Here is a 21,924-nt window from a genome sequence, read left to right on the forward strand (position 1 = left end):
GCGTGAAATTAATATTTGGGTTGCTTCGTAATTACCAATCCAATGTGAAGTGGTTTATTAAAAATAACATTTGCGATGCGATCGAAAATCTTCCAAAGTGGGAATGGAAAAAAACCAAGTAAAGGATGAGTTCTTAAAAAAATTAACAGCTTATTTCCGAAACGTGTTGAGTCAATAAAAATTTGAAAATCAGTTTCTTCCGGAGAGGTAAAAAGTGGAAAGAGATTTTTTTCAGAAAACGAGTGGAGATGACCATTGGCGGGTGTTTTTTGGTTGCAATGAATACAGAGGTAATACTTCAAAACTTCTTTGTAAGGTGTGGTAACGATGAGTTTACCGCCGGGTTTAATTTTTTTTAGAATTGATTGAATAAAGGGTTTGGGTTCAGCAATATGTTCGATGACTTCCGAAAGAATAACACAGGGAAGTGAATTGTTGGCAAAAGGAAGGGCGTGGGCATCAGCAACAAGACCAAAGTGGTTGGGATGAGGAAATATTTCAAGCGCCTTTTTGATATTGATTGGGGTTACATCTAAAGAGATGACGGTTTTCCCTTTTGAACAAAGCGACTCCGCCACCCATCCACGCCCGGAACCAATATCAACAATAAGGGAATCGGCAGTCGTAATTTTTGAGAGAATAAATTCACGAACTCGCCTTTCGTCGTGCGCTGTCGCCCCGCTTCGCTCTTCAAAGTAATCAAAAACCTCTGCATCTTTTTGGTAATGCTTTAGGAGGGGATTTAATTCTTCTGATTTTGGCAAGAGTATTGGAACTCCATCCAAAACCTGAAACACTTCTTGATTCTCCGAAAGAAATTCAATTTCAATGGTCTGAAGGCTTCGTTTGGATAAATGCAATGGCGAATTTGTGAGAGGAGAATAGAGTTTAAGCGGGAATTGGTCAAGCAATTGGGACATCAAAATATAATCCAGTTCGTTATAACAAACATCACAAAAAGCAACACGCCAAACCCAATCAGGAACTTTGAGAAATATTTTTCTAATGCAGGTGAAATTCGCTCCCCAAAAAAATAAACAAGAAGAGAAATCGGCAAAAATTTTATCACGCGGCTAAACCAAAGGGCAACGGCGTAACTTTCAATATCAAGCCAATTCAGTGAATTAAGACTTGCTCCTGCAAGGTAATTAAAAAGGCAAAAGGGAACCGGCATAAAACCCGAGAACAGAAGTATTGAAAACCCTTTGGTTTGATATTTTTCAATTGTTTCAACTGTTAAGCCAGCCCAACCAATCGGTTCTATAACTTTTTCCAAAACAAAAGGCCAAGCTGAATGTCCTATTCCAAAGGCAATGAACCCGCCGAGAACTGAGCCGAATACTGCCATTGTCATATACCGAAAAGAACGCTTTGGGTTAATGACTGAAAGAGCAATTAAGCTTTCATCAATTGGCATTGGGAAAATAAACCCTTCAACCGTGCCTAAAACAAACAAAACAAGATTGGCAGATGTGCTTTCCGATATCACTCTTGCGAATCGAAAGAGTGAGCGAGACTGTTGATCATTTTCCAAAGTCAATGCCGAGTAAAGTTTGGGTGAATTCAATTTTATTCATCAAGACTGTTTCCAACCGGCTTCTCCAATCAGTGGAACAAAGGTAAAACTATGGGTAACGGTTTCTGAAACGGTATCACCGATACGGTGAAAGACGCTCATCTTCTGTTGCTTCTGATTCCCAATTGGAACAACCAACCGACCGTTTTCTGCTAATTGTTCTAATAAAGGATGTGGAACATCAGGCGAACCGGCGGTAACCAAAATCGCGTCGAAAGGAGCGGCTTCAGGCCAGCCAACGGTGCCATCACCCAATTTTCGCTCAATCGAGATTCCTAATTTTTTTAAGAGATAGCCGGTATTTTCAAAAAGCAACTCGACCCTTTCGATTGTCCAAACTTTATAACCCAATTCCACCAAAATTGCGGCTTGATACCCCGAGCCTGTTCCGATTTCTAAAACTTTGGATCCCGCGGCATAATTATCTGCGACAAACTCCGTCATAAAGGCAACAGTATAAGGTTGAGAGATGGTTTGACGTGAAGCAAGCGGAAGAGCAGAATCCTCATAAGCTCTATCCCAAAGTCCGGAATCAATGAAAAGATGTCGCTTCACGGTTCGAAAGGCCTCTAACACACGGGCATTTTTTATGCCGTATTCTTTCAAGGTCGCAACCATCGCTTCACGCTTTTCGCGATACTTAAAATCTTGTGGATTAATGGCAGTAAATGGTTTGATTGTTGAATCGGCGAAGATAGCAATTGAATATTGGATAATTCAAAAGGAGGATAACTTATTTATCGGAAGGGAGAAAAGGGGGATAAAGATTTAGTACTTTCTCTCTTTAGGCTTAAAGCGTGGATCGGTTTCGGCGAGGCTTAAATCTACCGGTTTGTAATCGATTTTAACCTGACCGGAATCTTCATCGAGCCAGCAAAGGGTATGCTTGAGCCAATTGGCGTCATCGCGTTGCTTATAATCTTCTCGGGCGTGTGCACCACGTGATTCTTTACGGTTTGCTGCGCTTTCAACCAAAGTAATTGAAAAGTCAACCAAATATTCCAATTCGACGGCATCTAATAAATCAGTATTAAATTCCTTGCCTTTATCTTGAACAGCGACATTGCGTGAGCGTTCACGAAGCGTTTGGATTTCACGGCGAGCGCGTTCAAGTCCTTCTTCCGTTCTGAAAACAGAAACATGATCCATCATCAGTTGTTGCAAATCGTCACGAACTTTTCCAACACTCTCACCGCTGGTACGAGAAAGGATGTTATCAAAACGTTCGCGGGTTTCTTTGTCGGAATCTTTTGCAATTGGCATTCTGCCTTTCGTTTCTTGAACAAACTTCAGCATATCTTTTCCGGCTCTGCGCCCAAACACAATGAGATCGAGTAAGGAATTCGTGCCTAATCGATTAGCGCCGTGAACTGAAACGCAAGCCGCTTCGCCAGCTGCCCAGAAGCCAACCTTCACGGTGTTCTTCGAATCCGATACCACACGGCCGTTGATGTTTGTTGGAATTCCGCCCATCGCATAATGGCATGTGGGTTGAACAGGAATTGGATTTTTTGAAGGATCAACACCAAGATAAATTTTTGAGAAGGTTGAAATCTCGGGAAGTTTGGTTTCAATCTGCTTCAATGAAAGGTGGGTGAGATCAAGATTGATATAATCTTTGCTTGGCCCAACGCCGCGCCCCTCACGAACCTCGAGATACATACAGCGTGAAATCATATCGCGTGGCGCAAGGTCTTTCACCGTTGGAGCATACCGCTCCATAAAGCGCTCACCGGAACCATTGCGTAAAATACCGCCTTCGCCGCGCGCGCCCTCGGTGACTAAAATGCCCAAGCGATAAAGGCCTGTTGGGTGAAACTGCACGAATTCCATATCCTCAAGCGGGATTCCGTGGCGAAGGGCAATTGAAAATCCATCGCCGGTGTTGGCGTGCGCATTCGAAGTGGTTTTATAAGCCCTTCCGTAGCCGCCGGTCGCGAACATTAATGCTTTCGAATTGAAAAGGTGAATGTCGCCGGTTCGGATTTCATAAGCGACGCAACCTGACACAACACCATCGGTTTCAATAATATCAATTACCTGCATTTCGTTGTAGAATCTTACATTGCGGCGAGTGCATTGCTCATAAAGCGTATGAAGGCAAACATGACCGGTGCGATCGGCAGCATAGCAGGCGCGTCGGACGGCCGCTTCACCAAAATTGCGTGTGTGACCACCAAACGGCCGTTGCGCAATTTTGCCTTCTTTGGTGCGTGAAAATGGAACGCCAAAGTGCTCCATTTCAATAATGGCTCGCGGTGCATCTTCACACATAATTTGAATCGCATCTTGATCGCCTAAGTAATCTGACCCTTTCACGGTGTCGAAGGCATGCCAAATCGGATAATCTTCTTCTTCATTTCCTAAAGCAGCGCAAATGCCTCCTTGTGCAGCACCGGAGTGCGAGCGAAGCGGGTGTAATTTAGAAATCACAGCGACATCCACCTGACCGGCTGCTTCTACAGCTGCACGAAGCCCGGCCAATCCTGCGCCTACAATAACGATATCATGAGTAAATACTGCCATACTGATTTAATTATTTCGTTAATCTTTATTCATCTAACAAAAGGGACTATTTCATTGAAACCGAAGAAAAGAACTCCGTAATTCCCATTGGCGGTTGATAAACACCAGCGGTTAATACGGTTTGCGCACCGAGTAGAAAAAGCGAAATTCCAAGAATCCAGCACGAGGCCACAAGGGTGAGTCTTAAGCCCGTTTTCTTGACATAATCATCGATAATATTTAATAAACCATTGAACCCGTGATATAACCCAAACACAAGGAAAAGCAAATCAAAGATTTTCCAAAGTGGATTAGAAAGGCGCGAAGTCACTTTTTCATATGTAATGACATGTTCATATTTCCGCGCATCGGAGATGGTGCCTGCTTCAACGGCTGCTTTGTACTCCGGCGATTTCTCCATATAGGCCTCGCGGATTTTGCGGAACTCTTCAGGATTTGAAAGATAATCGGTGGGCATATGTTGAACCCAAAAGTGTCCGATCAGGGTTGCAAGAAGCAAAACGCCTGAAACGCGTTGCATAAACCATCCGAAAGCACCGCTTTTTTTTGCACTACGATTTTGCATAACTCTAATACTTCAAAAGTTGTTAATTAAATAGTGAAAAAACGACGGGTGCCATTATCGGGTAGCCGCCAAGTAAAATGATAAGAACCGAGAGAACCACGGTGGCATAAAACATTTTTTTTTGCTTCGGTGACCATCCCAAAAAATCAACCATTACAATTCTGAACCCGTTAATCGAGTGATAAGTCACAATGGCAAGCAACGCCAATTCTCCAATTTTAAAGAGCGGACTTCGGTAAGTGCTGATGAGTTGGTCAAATTTCAAAGGGTCGTAAAGTGACCGGAGCCCAATAATGTGGAGCACCAAATAAATCACCATCCCAACGCCACTGAGCCGATGCAAAAGCCAAGCCCACATTCCCGGATTCCACTTGTACCCGAGTATTGACGAAATTGCGTTTGAAAAATTTGGGAGGTAGGGAATTTTTGCCGCTGTTTTAGGAGTGTTTTGTTCTACGGCCATACTGCGTTCCTTTCTAATTCTTTGCTTTGCAAAGCGTTACTTCAAAATTATATTAAAACGAGCTCAAGATAACACAATCGATATTTCTTACAATCAATTTGAATTGAAATTCTATTTGGTGAAATTCAAAAAGATATTATCTCGAAACTTCAAAGCGCAAATTATAACTAAGGAACCGTCATGAAAATTTCATTTCCAAAAGGAATTTGGTCATTTATTGCAAGTGCATTCATTGGGGCGGTTTATGGGCTTTTGGCACGGGTGGTTTTTCAATATCGCGGTGAGGGTTTCGCCGGAGATATTTTTGGGGTTATGACGGTTGGGTTTATGTTTTTTGTGCCACTTGCTTTAGGCTTTCTTACGATTTGGTTTTTGGATTCGGTGAAGAAGTCGCTTTTTTTGGTAGAGATTTTTCTCCCTTGGGCGTCGATTCTTGTGCTCTTATTCATGACATTTATTACCGGGTTAGAGGGATCAATCTGCATTCTTATGGCTACGCCTGTTTTACTTGTTATGTCAAGTATTGGCGGGGTTTTGGCAGGCGTTGTCAGGCGGATGATTGACAAAAGAAATGCGCGAAATGGAAATTCAATTTTAGGGTTTATGCCATTTGCGATGCTTCTTTTGCCGGTTTTCGTTTCAGGGATTGAAAGTCAGGTGAATGCCCCACTTGAAATGAGAACGGTTGATACTGAAATAGAAATTTCTGCATCGCCGGAAACGATTTGGAATGAAATAATCCGAGTTCGCAAAATTGAAAATGAAGAATTGGAATCAACTTTTTTTCATTCAATTGGATTTCCAAAACCCTTGGAGGCAACACTAACCCACGAGGGAATCGGCGGGGTTCGACATGCAACATTCGATGGGGGTGTCTTGTTTGTGGAAACCGTGACCCTTTGGGAAGAAAAGAAAAAACTTGGGTTTACCATCAAAGCCGATAAAATTCCGCCCGGCACGCTTGATGAACATGTTACCATTGGCGGGGAATACTTTGATGTGTTATATGGCGAATATGAAATTGTTCCGAACAGCAATGGAAAAGCAACCCTAAAACTTTTAAGCCGTGAGCGTGTTTCAACTCGATTTAATTTCTACGCGGGGTTTTGGACAGATTGGGTCATGCGCGATATTCAAGAATCCATCTTAAAAGTCATCAAAAAGCGTTGTGAAGACAAGTAAATTCAATCATGAATAGGTTCTTTCTTACGGCTTGTTGATGATTTCAAGTAAATCCGTTTCCCAATTATTTGTAGGTGTTTCGACGATTCGCCCAATTTCTGAGCCATTCCAAAGTACGACCAAAGTCGGGACACGCTCAATTTTATACTTTTGAGATTCACCTTCAAAGTCCTGTTTCTCTCTTGTGACCCCTTTGACTTGAACCAAAGAATCCGGAACGCCAAGTGAGGCGAAAACCTTGAACACGATTGGTACTTGCTCTTTGCTATCTCCACACCAGCTTCCGGCAAAGAGTACCCAACCAAGTTCAGCGCGTTTTTCAGAAATGAGTTTGCTTAATGCTTGTAGGACAGAGTCTTTCGGTGCGTAATCTGCAGCATCATAATGATTCCATTTGGCTTCCTGTTGCCAAGCTTTCCAAGAGCCTGTTCCTAAAAGCACCACTTGTTCCGATTTCTTTGGGTCAGGAAGAACTTTGTAGGTTGTGCTTGTTGGTTTTTCTTTTTGCGGCTGTATAGATGAACAGGCAGAAAGAAGTAAAAGGAGAGTAAGTAGTATGAATCGATATGGCATAGATTTTTTTGGTTTGACTTAACGTGTGTATTCTCTTCCCCAAAGAAACTTCGAGCGAAGGACATCATAATAATTTCGTTGCTCATTTTTAATAAGCAACACTTGTTGCTCCGATTTATAAACTCGAAGCCGATCTTTCGGAGAAATTTTAAGCTGAATGTTCCCATCACAATTGAGCACGAAATTTGGCGCGGGCGTTTCAACCATTATTTCAATTTCTTTTTCGTCGTTAATCACAATCGGACGAACCGTGAGCATGTGAGGGCATATTGGGGTAATAACAAAAACGCGCGACTTTGGAATGATGATCGGCCCACCGGCCGACATTGAATAAGCCGTTGAACCCGTGGAAGTGGCGATAATAATGCCATCAGCTTTGTAATCAGCAAGCAAATGACCATCTATTCGAAGTGAAATCAAAGGCAGGCGGGGGTAGCCACCCTTTTCGATAATGACATCATTTAGAGCGGTAAAAACTTTTTCTCGTTTCTCTTGCGAAACCGCTACTTCCAATAGCGTTCGGGTTTCCGTTTGAAATTGGTTTTGAACAATTCGCTCCAATGCCGGAAACAACTCTTCATCTGAAAATTCGGCCAAGAATCCTAAGCGACCAAAATTGATTCCTAAAATCGGTTTTCCTTGGGCAACACGAGAAACCCCAAGCAATGTCCCATCTCCGCCAAGTGAAATGAAAATGTCGCAGGCTTTATGCATTTCTTCCTTGGCCAGAAGATATTTTTGCAAAGCTTTTGAAAGATGAAGTGGGGTATTGCTTTCTTTATCAATAAAAAAGGGAATCTTCCTTTTTTGAAGCCAAGTTACAAGCGATTTTCCGCAAGAAATTGCAGGCTCACGATCGGTATTAATAACGATTCCGAAGGATATTGACATGAAGTTAACTTGTAATCAAAAACGACAGAAGACTATGAAATAAAACCAACTGAAGACGAAAAAGGAATTATATTTGCGGCTTGTTTGAAAATAACAATCGAATTCTAACCAGCAAATTCTCACAAAAGAATTCTTCACAAACTTTTAAGTGATTTCCAAAACGACCATTGACTATCAATCAAGAAAAAGAGACAGAAAAAAAATGGTTTCAAACTTGGTTTGAAAGCCCGTATTACCTAAAGCTTTATGGCCATCGCGATACCAATGAAGCACAGCAAACCGTGCGCTTAATTCTTACTTGTCTTGAAGAATTAAGGGGGAAGGGAGCTGAAAAACCGAAGTTGCTTGATGTGGCTTGCGGCGCAGGGCGTCATGCGGTGCAATTTGCTAAAGAAGGGCTGAGCATAACGGCCAACGATCTCTCTGAGTTTTTACTCACTGAAGCACGGCGGCTTTCAATTGAGCATAGTGCAAAATTGCGATTTACACAGAATGATATGCGGCGGTTGCCTTTTCGCGATGAATTCGATGCAGCGGTTCAACTCTTTACCAGCTTTGGCTACTTTGAAGACCCCTTGGATGATGAACGAACGCTCATTTCAGTATCACGCTCATTAAAGCAAAAGGGAATTTATGTGCTTGATTACTTAAATCCGGCGGTACTTCGAAGCAAACTCACCCCAAAAAATGAGAAGTTAATTGACGGTGTGCGGTATGTCGAAACCCGTTACATTCAAGGCGATCAAGTGGTTAAGCATATTGATATTTATGACAAAGACATGATTCATAATTTTACCGAATCGGTCAGGCTCTATGAGCCCTATGATTTGAAAATGCTGATTACATCCAGTGGATTTCAGGTTCGGAAATTGCTCGGTGATTATGAGGGAAACCCCTTTAACGAATCGAGTTCTCCTCGTTTAATCATTTTTGCGCAAAAAGTATAACGAAGTTGGAAAAGATAAATTCAGCATGTTACCGTCAGTAGAAAAATTTTTATCGAACCTTAATGAACCGCAAGCGAAGGCGGTTTCTTCGACAAATGGGCCGGTGATGATTATTGCCGGCGCCGGTTCAGGGAAAACTCGCGTGATTACTTTTCGAACCGCGTATATCATTCAATATTTACATACCCCGCCCGGAAACATCCTTTCCTTAACCTTTACCAATAAAGCGGCTAGGGAAATGAAAGACCGCATCGATTCCGTATTAGGGCAAGGCGCCTCGCGGGGTCTTTGGATTGGAACCTTTCACTCTAACTTTGCAAAGCTTCTTCGTCAGCACGCCTCGCTTCTGAATTTTACCAATTCTTTTTCCATTTACGACTCGGAAGACTCTCAACGCGTGATTAAAGAAATCATGAACGATTTGGGAATCAATCCCCAACTGCTTACACCCAATACGGTACAGTCAATGATTAGCCGAGCAAAAAACAGATTCGTTTTGCCCCATCAGATGTTAGAATCAAAAGGGTCTGTGGGAAGTGATTATGCAACAGAAAAGGCTGCAATGGTTTATCAACGCTATGCTGAAAAGCTTCGCTCCAACAATGCAATGGATTTTGATGATTTGCTTATCAAACCCATTGAGCTATTTATGCAAGAGCCAAGAATTTTGGAATTTTATCAAGAGCGGTTTGAATACTTGATGATTGATGAATATCAGGATACCAATTATGCGCAATATCTCGTGGCAAAATTGCTCTCTCAAAAGCACCGGAATATTTGTGTGGTTGGTGATGATGCCCAATCGATTTACTCTTGGCGGGGTGCAGATATTACGAATATCCTCAGCTTCCAAAATGACTACACCGATTCCACCGTCGTGAGGCTCGAAGAAAACTACCGCTCAACCAAAACCATTTTAGCCATTGCTAATTCGGTCATCAAGCAAAACCGCGGCCAACTTGAAAAAAATCTTTTTACCCGAAACGATTCCGGCGAGCGCGTAACTTTTATTGAAGCATTTGATGAAAAAAATGAAGCGTCAAAAATCATTAATGCCATTCGTGATCAAAAGTTGCTCAAAGGTTACTCCAACAAAGATTTTGCAATCTTTTACCGAACCAACTCCCAAAGCCGCGTGCTTGAAGATGCCCTGCGGCAAAACGGGATTAGTTATCAGGTTTTTGGAAACGTCTCTTTTTATAAGCGCAAGGAAATAAAAGATGTGGTGGCCTATTTGCGGCTTCTCAATAACCCGGCGGATGAAGAATCACTCTTGCGTATTATCAACTATCCAACCCGCGGCATTGGCGATACAAGCCTTGATAAGCTGCGTCAATTGGCGTATGATGAAGGTATTTCGCTCTTTGATTTAATTCGCCGCGCGTCGATGTATGACATTCAACCACGACTTGCATCTGCATTAAGGGATTTTTACAAGCTCATTCAATCGCTGCAAAAAACGGCTGAAAAGTATGATGCCTTCGAGGTTGTGCGAGAACTTTATGAAGAAACCCGCATTCTTGAAATCCTCAAAAATGATAATACTACTGATTCAAGCACACGTTTTGATAACCTCCAAGAATTTCTTTCACTCGCCAAAAGCTATTGCGAGAAGCACGCTGAGCAAAACAAACTGCCCGACTTCTTGCAAGATGTCGCGCTTTTGACCGACGCTCAAGATGATGATGAAGATGCCTCAAATAAAGTGGCTTTAATGACGGTTCACTCCGCCAAAGGTTTGGAATTTCCGATTGTATTTGTGACAGGTTTGGAGGAAAAACTCTTTCCGCTTAATCCGGAAACAAACGAGGAATTGGAAGAAGAGCGTCGGCTATTTTATGTTGCCCTCACAAGAGCAAGGAAAAAACTGTACCTCTCGTATGCAAAAAACAGATTTCGATTTGGATTCACCCAGCCTTCGTTGAAATCACGATTTTTAGATGAAATCGATGGCGATGTGGTCGAAACCGAAGGCGGCAAGCTTCTTTCCGATTTGCGAATTGAAAAGCGAGAAAACACTCGAATCACACGAGATTACAGCGATGGAGAGGAATATCGTGGCGGTGGCACGTGGAACCGCAAGCCAAAAAAGGAAATGGATTACGACGATTATGTCGCGAGTGGAAAAATGGCCTCACGCCAAACAAAGCCAAAAGCGGAAATTGAAGGACCGGCTTTAGCCATAGGAATGAAAGTAAGCCACAAAATTTTTGGGGTTGGAAAAATTACTTCTCTTGAAGGAAACGGCGATGGTGCAAAAGCAAAAATCTTCTTTCGATCCGCCGGCGAAAAAACACTTGTCGTGAAGTTTGCCAACCTGACGATCGTTGAACCGAACTAAAACAGAATTTCATCGTGACGAGAAAGTGAGGTGGTTGAGCCTGCGCCGAACTGAGCCTGTCGAAGTGTCGAAACCACCGTGTCGCTTCCCACAAAACCTAAAGAAGTCATTTCGAGGCTTTAATATGCTCGTCAAGCTCGCAGCGAGAAATCTCCGACTTTCCGCAAGCACCAAAACACTGTCTGAATCAGGATTTTCAGGATGAAGGGATGAAGGGATGAAGAGGATTAAAAACTTAAAAAGCGAGGTGGTTGAGCTTGTCGAAACCACCGTGTCGTGCGCCACTCAACTTCACCCAGTCATTCCGGCTTGTCCGGAATCTTGCACGCCCCAAAACCCCGTCTGAACCTTAATTTTCAGGATTCAAGGATGAACATGATTTAATCCATTCCTCACTCATCATTGAACTCTCCCCCACGTCCAAAACGGCTTTAGAAAAGAAAGAATAAACCATTTTATTATCGCAAAAAAGATAACAAGGCGCGTAACTTTACCACAAGCACTGAACATTCATTACTCATAACTCTTCACTGAACAAGAAGTATGAAAACCCATCCGCTTGCGCATTGCCTTTTTCTTTGTGCGCTCATGCTGCTCTTTTGGGGCGTAAGCTGCAAAGAAGTAACCGGCCCGGGAGAAGAATTGCCCCAAACGCCCGACACCACCTCGCACGATTGGCAATGGACCATAACCACTTTAGGCGACGGCGGAAGCTCTGCCTTATATGATGTGGCCATTATCAACGATAGCCTCGCTTACGCCGTGGGTGAAATTTACCTGCGCGATAGCATCACCGGGCAGTTAGACCCTATAAAGTATAATGTTGCAAAATGGGACGGGAAGGGGTGGACATTACAGCGAGTATTCTATGTAGCAAGTAGGGATAATATTTCAGCACCTGTATTTCGCTCAATTTTAGCTTTTGGAGAGAATGATGTTTGGGCATTTTCTGCTGATGTCGCCAACCGTTGGAATGGAGCAGAATGGATTTCTACATTTAATTCTCCAGTAATGTTTGGATTTGGATGGATTAATAAAGCGTGGGGGACGAGTTCTAGTAATTTTTATGTGGTAGGCAACAACGGCAATTTAGCGCATTACGACGGGAGCGTGTGGCGGCGGCTCAATAGCGGGACGGGGTTCCATATTGCTGATATTTATGGGGATTCCTCAAATGGCAGCTATGAAATTTTAGCCGTTGCCTTAAATGGCTTCAATAGCTATGATCGATTAATTTTATCAATCAAAGGAAGTAAAGTCGATAGTATCCCTGCTTTTCCAATCCAATATGAATTAACCGGAATTTGGTTTCAAAAAGACAAGCATTATTGGATAACCGGAGCCGGAGTTCATCATAAAAACAAACTTGAAGAATTGGCTTGGAAAGAGCGAACGAGAGGGAGTTATTTTACTTCTCAGATTCATGCCAATAATTGGAATGATATTCTTACAGCAGGGTCAGGCGGCGAAGTAATGCATTACAATGGAAGTACTTGGAAAAACTACGAGGCGCAAATTGGTCTGTATGGAAACTATTATGGTTTGCGAATGAAAGGAGAATTAGCAATTGGAGTGGGTCAGATGCCTGTCAAGGCAATTATTTTAATAGGTAAACGAAAATAAGATGAATAAAAATGGTGATTATGGTTACAAAATTTTAAGACCTTACATTTATAATTCCCAAAAAATGAAAGTAGAATACCGAGGCGAGCTTGACGAGCCACATAAAGCCTCGGAATGACGATGTGAAGGGGGTCATTGAGCCTGTCGAAATGACATCCTTCACGATACGGTGGTTTCGACAAGCCGCGGCCACCTCGTTTAGGTGCATGCAGGATTCCGGACGCGCTTTGCTTGCCGGAATGACCTCGTTTAGACTCTGTGCCCTCTGCGATATTCCTTTGTGGCCTTTGTGGTTGCCTTTGCAAAAGCACTTGTCCGCGACACGGTGGTTTCGACAGGCTCAACCACCTCTCGTTTGTCTTAATTTTCAGTCATTTCGAACGGAGCCAAGCGAAGTGAGAAATCTCGGGCGTGCTGAAAGTCGGAGATTTCTCGCTGCGCTCGAAATGACTCATTCAAATGAAGGACGTGCAGGATTCCGGACGCGCTTTGCTTGCCGGAATGACATGCTGAGGGTGAGTGGTTCACGATACGGTGGTTTCGAGAGGCTCAACCACCTCGAAGTGAGGCGTGCTGAGAGTCTGAGATTTCTCGCTGCGCTAAAAATGACTCATTCAAATGAAGGGCGTGCAGGATTCCGGACGCGCTTCGCTTGCCGGAATGACATGCAGAGGGTGAGTGGTTCACGATACGGTGGTTTCGACAGGCTCAACCACCTCGAAGTGAGGCGTGCTGAGAGTCTGAGATTTCTCGCTGCGCTCGAAATGACAAGGTGAAGGGGGTCATTGAGCCTGTCGAAATGACATCCTTCACGATACGGTGGTTTCGACAAGCCGCGGCCACCTCTCGTTTGTCTTAATTTTCAGTCATTTCGAACGGAGCCAAGCGAAGTGAGAAATCTCGGGCGTGCTGAAAGTCGGAGATTTCTCGCTGCGCTCGAAATGACTCCTTCAAAAGAAGGGCGTGCAGGATTCCGGACAAGCCGGAATGACTATGTGAGAGGTAATCGACAAGATGGTTTCAAGGGGCCAAGGTCACCCTAATTCGTAGCGTGTACTGGATTCGAACCGAGTGTCTCCGCGCTCCAAAGCACAGCGTCCTTAGCCTCTAGACGAACACGCCATCTCGGGGAATTTCACCCCAAAATAGTTAATCAAAATCTCTCAAGACTTCACTTCATTCCAATTCGGCTGACTTTAATTGTATCAGTGGTTCCGTGCTTCAACACCGGGATTCCCATCGTAAAGACAACCTTATCGCCCTCTTTCACCAAGTTATTTTTAATGAGAAGCTGCTCAATAACTGCAAAGCTTTCATCGGTAGAGGTTAAGGTTTCGGTCAGAATGGTTTCAACCCCCCAAACCATCGACATCAATCGTTCTACGAGATCGTTATCGGTAATCGCAAAAATCGGGCAGTTGGGTTTTTGCTTTGCGACTTTAATGGCTGTTGAACCCGAATGGGTCATCACCACAATTGCGGAGGCGTTGATGTTTTGCGCAACTTGAACTGCCGAGATTGCAACGGCTTCTCCCAAATCAATATTAACATAATCGGCTCTTCGGAAACTGCGGCGCGAGTGCAGCAAGCTGCGGTTTTCTTGATCCTCAACCCGTCTGATTATCTGCGACATCGTAGTTACGGCTTCAATTGGATATTTGCCCGAGGCGGTTTCACCGGAAAGCATTACGGCATCGGTGCCATCGAATACCGCATTCGCGACATCGCTCGCTTCGGCACGGGTTGGGCGGGGGTTTTCAATCATCGATTCCAACATCTGCGTGGCAATAATGACTGGCTTATACCGCTCATTGCACTTTTGCACGATAATTTTTTGAACGATGGGAACATCGCTAGTATTGAGCTCGATTCCCAAGTCACCCCGTGCGACCATAATGGCATTGGCTTTATCGATAATTTCATCGATGTATTGAATGGCTTGCGGTTTTTCAATTTTCGCCACAATCCAAGTATCCCGGCCTTCGGCTTTAATCATTGTTCGGAGGTAATCGATATCCCACGGGCTTTGAACAAAAGAGAGTGCCACGAAATCAACGCCTTGAGCAAGCCCAAACTTCAAATCCGCGATGTCCTTTTCCGTCATTGCCGGAATTGAGACTCGCACTTCGGGGAGGTTAAAGCCTTTCTTAGGTTTTAGAAATCCACCCACGATAACTTCTGTAACAATTTCCGTCGCGGATTTATCAATGACTTTAATCTCAATAAGTCCATCATCAATGAGGATACGATTTCCAATTTGAACATCTTTCACAATTGCCCGATAAGAAGTAGAAACCACCTCTTTTGTTCCCAAAACGGGCTCTGTGGTGATGCGGAGATGATCGCCTTTGGTGAGCGGGAAACCGCCATTTTCGAGATCGCCAATTCGGATTTTCGGGCCTTGCAAATCCATCAGAATTCCCACGGTTTTGCCTGTTTTTGCGGCGGCTTCGCGCACCATTTGCATCCGTGCTAAGTGATCTTCGTGTGTGCCGTGAGAGAAGTTTAGCCGCGCGATGTTCATTCCCGCTTCAATCAGTTGAGATATTTTTTCGACGCTATTCGTCGATGGACCGAGGGTGCATAATATTTTTGTGTGCTTAGACATTGATGGTTTTTTGAAAAGTGATTGAGCGACAGAATTTTATGAATAGGTACTTAAATGTGCTCTTGAATTGCGTCTTGTAAGTGAGCCGCCTCCGAAAAAGGCAGCTTGAAAGCAGAAGAAGCCTTGTGAACAAGTGATGAACCAAAGGATTGCAGCCAATCGATTCTGAATAAATACAGGTGATGAATTTTTAGAATTGCGTCGGTTTCGTTTTCAACCGTAAGAAATTTTAGAAACGGTTTGCAATTTAAGAAAGAAACACTAATTTTGCAGCCCAATTCATAAAGTGAAAGCCGAGCTCGGGTTATTTAATATGGCGAATGTAAGAATTGCTTAGCCATTTGATGAATCTCGTTAGTGGCAATGATATTATATGAATTGAAAAGAAAATTTTATTCGATTAACTATCGATGAATTAAATATCCCAAACAGGGTTCTTTATGCATACTTTTGTTATAGTTCTTACGATGATAGTCTCGGTGTTGCTCGTTGCGGTTGTGCTCCTGCAAGCGAGTAAAGGGATGGGTTTAGCCGGCGGATTGAGCGGGCTTGGAACGGCGCAAGTGCTTGGCGTTCGTCGCACAGCTGATGTCCTCAGTAAAACAACCACATATTTAGCTGCCGCCTTTTTAATTCTGTGCATTGTCGCGGAATTCACCACGGCAAGCACCAACAAAGCGAAGGAAACTGAAGAAAGCGTGATTCAGCGAAATGCACCGGCTGCACCGGCAAAGCCGCTTCCGGCTCCGGGCGGTTCGCTCCCAAGTGGGCTTGGGAATTAATCTCAGAATGAGATTATGATTTTTGAGTTGTTTTTGATTTAAGTTAGATAGAATGATGCATCCGTAGCTCAGCTGGTAGAGCAAGTGACTCTTAATCACTGGGTCCTAGGTTCGAGCCCTAGCGGATGCACAACAAAGCCACCGAAAGGTGGCTTTTGTGTTTATAAACCGGTTTTGAAGGTGAATGGCTTTGGCGGCTTACGACTCATTTTAGGCGTGACTTACATGTTAGTAAGAAAAAATGGGGTGGATAAGTAAGTCTAAATTTTACACAGATTGTCGAACTTTCTATAACAACTCATTTTCATTACCAACCCTAAAATAGAGCCAATTTTTTTGTCATACCAGCTATACTTGTCTTGGAAGCACACCAAAATTGTAATACATGCACGTGAATTATAAAAAGCATTTAAAGGGGGTGAAGATTTGATAAAAAGAGAAAAAATTTGCAAAAAGGTATTTTCCATAAAGTTTATTTGCGTGGCTTGTGGAAAACACATTGCATCATTTCGAAATGCTATCTTTTATACTTTTGTTAAAAAGTCCACTAAATAGGATTATTTGATAAGTGCAATACTCTCTTGTTATAAAAACAGATAACCTATAATAATTTTTCATAACACTGATAAAGGAATTAAATTTTGCAGTATTAGTAGTTTCAATTTTAGAATCATGTGTGATATAATAAGGAATTACATTGCTTGCATTCATATCTCTTTGTAAATGAAATGAAATAATGCAATTTTCTAGAAAATAGGGATCTTGTATCCATTGATTGAAACTTGATTCATAGAAAAACCAAAAAATACCATTATAAAAAATTACATAATCAAAATTCTGTTGAAATATAAGGAATTTCGTAAAACCACTTTCTTGTTTATAAAAATCTTTATTTGTTCCGAAAAAGAATTCAAAATCGAAAAGAGAATCAAGTTTGGAAATTTCGAATTTTTTAGATTGTCTGATGTTCATTCGGGTTGGGGATATTAGAGCAATATTAAGAGTTGCTGGAAACTGTTTGAGCCAGCTAAAATAATTGGAAGAATAAGGAGAATAATCCTCGTAATTGTCATGTTTAATAATAAAATATTCTGCTAGAAAAGAACTATTATTCTTCAAATATTCATCAATTTCTTTTAATTTTCCTTGAAAAATAGGGATTTCCATTTGGTATTTATTGTTACTTAAGTCATTTCTAAATCGATACTCCAATCCAAACTCATTAAATGATTGATTCGCATCATTATCGATTGGTGCAATTAATGAATCGAGTTAAATAAAGGAGTTTTTAATCTCATTAATATTAAATTGATTTAATTTTGGGATATTTTTAATATAATATTCATCTAATGGTGATAAACTCTTGAAGAATACCTTTTGATCGGCTCCATCAGTAGATTTTATATAATCATATTTAGTATAACCTTGATAAAAGATCAATAAAGAAAGTACAATAATTGAAAAAAAGAGAAACTGAGAAAATGAACTTGAATTAATATCTGAGAATGGCGTTAAAGAAGCGTTTTGAATGGTGCTTACATCGGCAGTGTCATTTTCATCGAATGTAGGAGTTGGCTCAGTTCGACAAACAATAATAATAGGTTCGGATTTGATTGAGATCTCAGTTAATTTTCCAAAGTTTGTATTAGAGCTTGATTTATAAATTTGATTTTCAAAAGTCTTTATTGACACACGATAACAATTAAGTGTGTCAATCATACCATACTTGGGAATAATAAAAAATGTGGAAATATGTTCCTTTTTGTATGTTTTTCCATTAATTATTACAGTCTTAGTTTTTTCAATTTTACCTCCTTTAAGAAAGCCAAACCCATAAGCATATTTTTCAAGTGAAACCCGCTTTGATTGTAAAGATGCATAAATACTTTTATAAAGAAACATTTTAACGAATAAGGTATCGCCGGGTTTTAAGGTGTCTTTTGAATATTCAGCTTTAATAAATATTGGGGCCTTACCATAAGCAACTTGTAATGAGCAGTGTGATACTATTATAAAAAGGAGCGCGAAACCATTGAGGCGATGACTTTTCATTTTGCTGTGTAATTTGAAGGTTAAGTGCAAAAGGAACGATTGTGAATCCTTAAATATAGTGTTTGGGTATTTTTTACGATTTGCATTTTGTGAAAGAAATGCAATCCATCACATGATGTGAGAAAACGTCCAAAGGGATTCACTTATTAGGTATAGATAAAAGATGTTAGTTATCCTTATTCTAAAGGGCTTATAACGGTTTAAGAGATTTGGGGAGGAATAGAATCATTGAAGCATCATCGTTATATTCTGCAGTATGTATTTGATCCTTGAAATCTGAATTGTTTAGCTTTCCACAAGTTAAATCAAAGCAAAGGCTCATTGCGAACGAAGATTTATAAAACCCATCTGTCGCAAGAAGAATACTTCCTTCTATGACTTTAGGCAATATTGAAGGCTTAAAGGAAAGAGATCCAAGGGATTGGCTCAAAACTTCACGAACAATAAGCCCACCTTTACCGTCCTTTTTGGTTGTAATTGCTGAGTGATCTTTCGTTAGTTGTTTAATTCCTTCGGAATTGACTTGGTAAACGCGACTATCTCCACTATTGAGGATGAAGAAAAAGGGAAGTTGGGTATGCCAAACAACTGCAGTTAAGGTAGAGTAAAGTGGTTTTTTATCATTCAAATACAGCGACAAATGAGCTTGTTGAGCGGACTTTAACAATCTTTTTTCTAAACTTTTCTCATCATTTAAGGTCTCAAAAGACTCGAAAAGCGTATTTATTGCTATTGAAGAGGATAATGTATCAGAGTAAGAATTGGATACGCCATCGGCAACAGCACAGAGAAATAAATTTTCATTTTCAATAAATACATAATTAATGGAGTCTCCATTTACAGATTTATTCGGATCGGAAAAAGAGGCACTGAAAAATGAAAAATATGAATTTTCAAAATGTGTCATATTATTAAATATCTATATCATAAGAAATTAAGAATAGTTTTCTAATGCCAATAAGCTCTAAATTTGCCTTTTTTAAAGCCTCATAATTTGAATATGGTAATGTCAGGAAATTGATGATATTTTTGATATGAAAATATTCTACCTCTCGTTGAATGGTCATTTCGATTGCAGAGATATACTCTTCAAATAAATATCTATTGTGATAATACCCAAGATAAAGTTCATAAAGCTCATTGGGATGATATTCTCTGTAAATAATATCCTCATAACCCGGAACAACAACGCCAACGATGAGGTTGTTTCTCGAAAACCCATTGTTATCAATAATTTCTTCCCATTCTTGATACTTTTTATTCTTAAGATTTAAAAATACTTTCTCAGTATTTGACCCACCAAAAGCACTTTCAAGTTGATCATCATTTACGTTGTAACAAATATTTGTCATATTTATTGAAATAAATTTTGATTAATAATTAATTTGTTGAATTTCTTTTGAATTTAATAAGCGATGTCTTAGATAAATAAAATCTTCATAGAGTGATTTCATATTCTCATACCTTGTGTATGGTAAGGCTAAAAAATTGATGATATTAAGTGTATGATAGTATTCGGTTTCACGTTCTATTGGCATTTTATTTGCACTAATGTACTCCATATATTCATACTTTGATTGGTAAAAGCCAAGAAGGAGATCATAGAGTTCTAGCGGTTGATATTCCCGATAAATTACTTCATTATAACCCGGCACGACAACTCCAACGATCATATTGTTTCTTGAAAAACCATTGTCATCGATAATCTTTTCCCAATCATCTTCTTTATGATAATTAAGCTCTAATACTGCTTTCTGAAAACTTGAATCCGCCAATGCTCTTTGAATCCTGTCGTGATAATCTTGATGCGAAATCATAGCCGTATTGGTTTAAGTGATGGAGTTAAATTTACTTTACAAGAGTCATTTTCTTTATTTGACGATTCAAAACTTGATTTGATGGGTTTTGGAAGATGACTTCATAAAAATATACCCCTGAGCTTAATCCTAAGCGAGATGCGTTAATTGAATAGGAATGGAATCCTTCAGTTTTGGTTCCTAATAACTCCTTTGAAATGATTCTGCCGGTTGGGTCATAAAGTTGAATCGTTACTTGACCTGAGGTTGGTAGTTGATATTGAATGGTAGTTTCAGGATTAAATGGATTAGGATAATTCTGAGATAAAACGAAATTTTTGCTATTAATTTCTTCAACTTGTTTGGGTGTATTTAAAATAGAAACATCAAATTGATTCCGGAATTCAATATCATCAAAGTACATCAGCATTGAAGAATTTAGCTCATCTTGAGAATTTCCTAAACCAATCAATAATTGTTCAAAGTCACCATAATATTGATAGAAAAGTTGATCATCAACCAAGATATTATTTGCATAAACTTTGATTCTTGTAGAAATGGAAGTTTGAATGGATGTCATTCGAATATTTATCCATTTATCTTTTTGAATAATAAAATTTTTAAGTCGAGTATAATTACCTTGATTATTCCTTATGGTTGGAACAAGAGAAACGGTGGAACTTGAAGAATTCGTCTGTTCAGTTGATAGATAAACCGCCCAAGTATCGGCATCAAAATGAGAATTGTTCTTTGACCGCCTTAGAATCATAATATCGGAGGTGGGTCTGATTTGAGTAAATGAAAGAGGAATGTTGATATTCATTTGAACGGTAACTTCCCGCGTAGGTGTCAGATTTCGAACTAAATAAGCATGTGAACCGCTTCCATTGAGTAAGACCGAAAGGCATTGACCACGAGAAGCAGGAGGAAATTGGGTGTTAAATTGACCATTAAATCGTATATTTGACCAAGCGGGATGAATGCCATTATCAAACGGTTCCGTGAAAAATTCAGGAATAAATGGGGCCTTAAATAAATCTGTTCTCTTCCATATGCCTTGTGAAGTTCCTAAATACAATGTGTTTTGATAGCATCGAATGGCAGTTATCCCAAATTGAGAGGGAAGACCGGTATTATAATTAAACCAAGTCTGACCAAAATTCACTGAGGCAAAAATCCCATCCGTACAAGCGGCATAAATTGTACCATTGGCATCATTGGTGAAACTAATCGCATCCCGACCGTCTAACCCAATATTGACGAATGTTTGCCCATTATCATTCGAACGGAAAACGCCAAACCCTAATGTCATTGCATAAACAATTCCGGCATATTCATTCATTTCCATAATGGTGCGAGTAAAATTCGGAACTTCTGTCCAAGATGTGCCACCGTTTGTGGATCGAAAGAGACCGCCACTCGAACGCATCGCAAAAAGTACCCCATTCGCATTTTCATAAAAACGAAATATAGGGCGCACTGAACCCGTCATAGAAAGAACGGTCGTCCAAGTACCACCCCCATCGGTTGACCGCAGAATTTGATTATTAAACGCTAAAAGCATTGCACCGCCGGTTGTACCATAAAACGCACACGCACCGGATTGATCGGGAAATACTCTTCGCACAAAATCCCAAGTGACGCCCCGATTGGTGCTTTTATAAAAGCCAAGCTCTAAACGAGGTAAAAGAGTTGCCGTATGATATTCAGATATATAAAGGGTTTGTGTGCGGTCAATGAGTAAACGAAATACTGCCGCAGGGGTAATGGCACCCGGAATACGAAAAATGAAATAGGAATTTCCACCATTTGTTGAGCGCAGAACGGTATCGGAATAGGAGGCATGAAGAGTTCCGACATTATCAACCTCAAACCCGGTTATCCCTTTCGTTTGATATCCAATCGGTTGCCATTGTGATAATGCAGTAGCATTAACTAAAATTAATAAAAGAGTGGTAAAAATAAGAGTTTTCATGTGTGTTCTTGTTGTGGGTTTCAT

The 21,924-nt window shown here is 40.9% G+C and carries 21 protein-coding genes and 2 tRNA genes; 7 read left to right on the forward strand and 16 right to left on the reverse strand.

The window, feature by feature from the left end:
• Positions 1-8: 8 nt before the first annotated feature.
• The 6 genes from SFU91_11340 to sdhC all read right to left on the reverse strand — a co-directional run bounded on the left by SFU91_11340 (position 9) and on the right by sdhC (position 5,130).
• Positions 9-920 (reverse strand): class I SAM-dependent methyltransferase, encoded by a 912-nt coding sequence (locus tag SFU91_11340; GenBank protein MDX2129617.1) that lies wholly within the window; start codon positions 918-920, stop codon positions 9-11.
• Positions 920-1,567 (reverse strand): hypothetical protein, encoded by a 648-nt coding sequence (locus SFU91_11345; protein MDX2129618.1) that lies wholly within the window; start codon positions 1,565-1,567, stop codon positions 920-922. The genes SFU91_11340 and SFU91_11345 overlap by 1 nt, the downstream gene beginning before the upstream one ends.
• 9 nt (positions 1,568-1,576) lie before the next feature.
• The gene (locus tag SFU91_11350; GenBank protein MDX2129619.1) at positions 1,577-2,278 is read right to left on the reverse strand and encodes a protein-L-isoaspartate(D-aspartate) O-methyltransferase; all 702 of its coding nucleotides are present in this window, start codon (positions 2,276-2,278) and stop codon (positions 1,577-1,579) included.
• Between the two features lie 66 nt (positions 2,279-2,344).
• Positions 2,345-4,102 (reverse strand): succinate dehydrogenase flavoprotein subunit, encoded by a 1,758-nt coding sequence (gene sdhA / locus SFU91_11355; protein ID MDX2129620.1) that lies wholly within the window; start codon positions 4,100-4,102, stop codon positions 2,345-2,347.
• A 46-nt stretch (positions 4,103-4,148) separates the two neighbouring features.
• Positions 4,149-4,667 (reverse strand): succinate dehydrogenase, hydrophobic membrane anchor protein, encoded by a 519-nt coding sequence (gene sdhD, locus SFU91_11360; GenBank protein ID MDX2129621.1) that lies wholly within the window; start codon positions 4,665-4,667, stop codon positions 4,149-4,151.
• A gap of 22 nt (positions 4,668-4,689) precedes the next feature.
• Positions 4,690-5,130 (reverse strand): succinate dehydrogenase, cytochrome b556 subunit, encoded by a 441-nt coding sequence (gene sdhC / locus SFU91_11365; GenBank protein ID MDX2129622.1) that lies wholly within the window; start codon positions 5,128-5,130, stop codon positions 4,690-4,692.
• 180 nt (positions 5,131-5,310) lie between these two features.
• Here sdhC and SFU91_11370 point away from each other — a divergent pair, with 180 nt between their 5' ends.
• Complete coding sequence (locus SFU91_11370) at positions 5,311-6,312, forward strand: hypothetical protein (GenBank protein MDX2129623.1); 1,002 nt, start codon at positions 5,311-5,313, stop codon at positions 6,310-6,312.
• A gap of 24 nt (positions 6,313-6,336) precedes the next feature.
• Here the strand turns inward: SFU91_11370 and SFU91_11375 are convergent, their stop codons facing one another.
• Together SFU91_11375 and SFU91_11380 are read right to left on the reverse strand one after the other, a co-directional pair.
• Positions 6,337-6,885 (reverse strand): thioredoxin family protein, encoded by a 549-nt coding sequence (locus tag SFU91_11375; protein ID MDX2129624.1) that lies wholly within the window; start codon positions 6,883-6,885, stop codon positions 6,337-6,339.
• 18 nt (positions 6,886-6,903) lie between these two features.
• Entirely contained in the window at positions 6,904-7,770 is an 867-nt protein-coding gene (locus SFU91_11380) for an NAD(+)/NADH kinase (protein MDX2129625.1), read from the reverse strand.
• A 173-nt stretch (positions 7,771-7,943) separates the two neighbouring features.
• Between SFU91_11380 and SFU91_11385 the strand changes: the two genes are divergently transcribed.
• The 4 genes from SFU91_11385 (at position 7,944) to SFU91_11400 (ending at position 13,463) form a co-directional block, all read left to right on the forward strand.
• Positions 7,944-8,723: a methyltransferase domain-containing protein gene (locus SFU91_11385; protein MDX2129626.1), complete on the forward strand. Its 780-nt coding sequence runs from the start codon at positions 7,944-7,946 to the stop codon at positions 8,721-8,723.
• A gap of 25 nt (positions 8,724-8,748) precedes the next feature.
• Positions 8,749-11,064 carry a 3'-5' exonuclease gene (locus tag SFU91_11390; GenBank protein MDX2129627.1) on the forward strand — a complete coding sequence of 772 codons (2,316 nt, stop codon included), beginning with the start codon at positions 8,749-8,751 and terminating at the stop codon, positions 11,062-11,064.
• A gap of 543 nt (positions 11,065-11,607) precedes the next feature.
• Positions 11,608-12,687 (forward strand): hypothetical protein, encoded by a 1,080-nt coding sequence (locus SFU91_11395; protein ID MDX2129628.1) that lies wholly within the window; start codon positions 11,608-11,610, stop codon positions 12,685-12,687.
• Between the two features lie 149 nt (positions 12,688-12,836).
• A complete protein-coding gene (locus tag SFU91_11400; protein ID MDX2129629.1) occupies positions 12,837-13,463 on the forward strand; it encodes a hypothetical protein in 627 nt (208 codons plus the stop codon).
• A gap of 271 nt (positions 13,464-13,734) precedes the next feature.
• Here the strand turns inward: SFU91_11400 and SFU91_11405 are convergent.
• Positions 13,735-13,809 (reverse strand) — tRNA-Gln (locus SFU91_11405).
• Between the two features lie 49 nt (positions 13,810-13,858).
• Positions 13,859-15,295 carry a pyruvate kinase gene (gene pyk / locus SFU91_11410; GenBank protein ID MDX2129630.1) on the reverse strand — a complete coding sequence of 479 codons (1,437 nt, stop codon included), beginning with the start codon at positions 15,293-15,295 and terminating at the stop codon, positions 13,859-13,861.
• A gap of 440 nt (positions 15,296-15,735) precedes the next feature.
• Between pyk and secG the strand changes: the two genes are divergently transcribed.
• Together secG and SFU91_11420 are read left to right on the forward strand one after the other, a co-directional pair.
• Positions 15,736-16,077 carry a preprotein translocase subunit SecG gene (gene secG, locus SFU91_11415; GenBank protein MDX2129631.1) on the forward strand — a complete coding sequence of 114 codons (342 nt, stop codon included), beginning with the start codon at positions 15,736-15,738 and terminating at the stop codon, positions 16,075-16,077.
• A 57-nt stretch (positions 16,078-16,134) separates the two neighbouring features.
• A tRNA-Lys gene (locus tag SFU91_11420) sits at positions 16,135-16,207 on the forward strand.
• A gap of 374 nt (positions 16,208-16,581) precedes the next feature.
• Here SFU91_11420 and SFU91_11425 read toward each other — a convergent pair.
• The 6 genes from SFU91_11425 to SFU91_11450 form a co-directional block, all read right to left on the reverse strand.
• Positions 16,582-17,244: a hypothetical protein gene (locus tag SFU91_11425; protein MDX2129632.1), complete on the reverse strand. Its 663-nt coding sequence runs from the start codon at positions 17,242-17,244 to the stop codon at positions 16,582-16,584.
• Positions 17,245-17,349: 105 nt separating this feature from the next.
• The gene (locus SFU91_11430; GenBank protein MDX2129633.1) at positions 17,350-18,129 is read right to left on the reverse strand and encodes a hypothetical protein; all 780 of its coding nucleotides are present in this window, start codon (positions 18,127-18,129) and stop codon (positions 17,350-17,352) included.
• Between the two features lie 190 nt (positions 18,130-18,319).
• Entirely contained in the window at positions 18,320-19,036 is a 717-nt protein-coding gene (locus SFU91_11435; GenBank protein MDX2129634.1) for a protein phosphatase 2C domain-containing protein, read from the reverse strand.
• Positions 19,037-19,040: 4 nt separating this feature from the next.
• Entirely contained in the window at positions 19,041-19,481 is a 441-nt protein-coding gene (locus SFU91_11440; protein MDX2129635.1) for a hypothetical protein, read from the reverse strand.
• 21 nt (positions 19,482-19,502) lie between these two features.
• The gene (locus SFU91_11445; GenBank protein MDX2129636.1) at positions 19,503-19,946 is read right to left on the reverse strand and encodes a hypothetical protein; all 444 of its coding nucleotides are present in this window, start codon (positions 19,944-19,946) and stop codon (positions 19,503-19,505) included.
• A gap of 31 nt (positions 19,947-19,977) precedes the next feature.
• Positions 19,978-21,900 carry a T9SS type A sorting domain-containing protein gene (locus SFU91_11450; GenBank protein ID MDX2129637.1) on the reverse strand — a complete coding sequence of 641 codons (1,923 nt, stop codon included), beginning with the start codon at positions 21,898-21,900 and terminating at the stop codon, positions 19,978-19,980.
• Positions 21,901-21,924: the final 24 nt, after the last annotated feature.

Source organism: Chloroherpetonaceae bacterium (assembly GCA_033763895.1).
In the GTDB taxonomy this organism is placed as follows: domain Bacteria; phylum Bacteroidota; class Chlorobiia; order Chlorobiales; family Thermochlorobacteraceae; genus JANRJQ01.

Excerpts from the sequence above, each read along its gene's own strand:
- SFU91_11340 (MDX2129617.1), bottom strand. The coding sequence starts at position 920 with ATGTCCCAATTGCTTGACCAATTCCCGCTTAAACTCTATTCTCCTCTC.
- sdhA (MDX2129620.1), bottom strand. The coding sequence starts at position 4,102 with ATGGCAGTATTTACTCATGATATCGTTATTGTAGGCGCAGGATTGGCC.
- sdhD (MDX2129621.1), bottom strand. The coding sequence starts at position 4,667 with ATGCAAAATCGTAGTGCAAAAAAAAGCGGTGCTTTCGGATGGTTTATG.
- sdhC (MDX2129622.1), bottom strand. The coding sequence starts at position 5,130 with ATGGCCGTAGAACAAAACACTCCTAAAACAGCGGCAAAAATTCCCTAC.
- SFU91_11370 (MDX2129623.1), top strand. The coding sequence starts at position 5,311 with ATGAAAATTTCATTTCCAAAAGGAATTTGGTCATTTATTGCAAGTGCA.
- SFU91_11375 (MDX2129624.1), bottom strand. The coding sequence starts at position 6,885 with ATGCCATATCGATTCATACTACTTACTCTCCTTTTACTTCTTTCTGCC.
- SFU91_11390 (MDX2129627.1), top strand. The coding sequence starts at position 8,749 with ATGTTACCGTCAGTAGAAAAATTTTTATCGAACCTTAATGAACCGCAA.
- SFU91_11395 (MDX2129628.1), top strand. The coding sequence starts at position 11,608 with ATGAAAACCCATCCGCTTGCGCATTGCCTTTTTCTTTGTGCGCTCATG.
- SFU91_11400 (MDX2129629.1), top strand. The coding sequence starts at position 12,837 with ATGACATCCTTCACGATACGGTGGTTTCGACAAGCCGCGGCCACCTCG.
- pyk (MDX2129630.1), bottom strand. The coding sequence starts at position 15,295 with ATGTCTAAGCACACAAAAATATTATGCACCCTCGGTCCATCGACGAAT.
- secG (MDX2129631.1), top strand. The coding sequence starts at position 15,736 with ATGCATACTTTTGTTATAGTTCTTACGATGATAGTCTCGGTGTTGCTC.
- SFU91_11425 (MDX2129632.1), bottom strand. The coding sequence starts at position 17,244 with ATGGAAATCCCTATTTTTCAAGGAAAATTAAAAGAAATTGATGAATAT.
- SFU91_11430 (MDX2129633.1), bottom strand. The coding sequence starts at position 18,129 with ATGAAAAGTCATCGCCTCAATGGTTTCGCGCTCCTTTTTATAATAGTA.
- SFU91_11435 (MDX2129634.1), bottom strand. The coding sequence starts at position 19,036 with ATGACACATTTTGAAAATTCATATTTTTCATTTTTCAGTGCCTCTTTT.
- SFU91_11440 (MDX2129635.1), bottom strand. The coding sequence starts at position 19,481 with ATGACAAATATTTGTTACAACGTAAATGATGATCAACTTGAAAGTGCT.
- SFU91_11445 (MDX2129636.1), bottom strand. The coding sequence starts at position 19,946 with ATGATTTCGCATCAAGATTATCACGACAGGATTCAAAGAGCATTGGCG.
- SFU91_11450 (MDX2129637.1), bottom strand. The coding sequence starts at position 21,900 with ATGAAAACTCTTATTTTTACCACTCTTTTATTAATTTTAGTTAATGCT.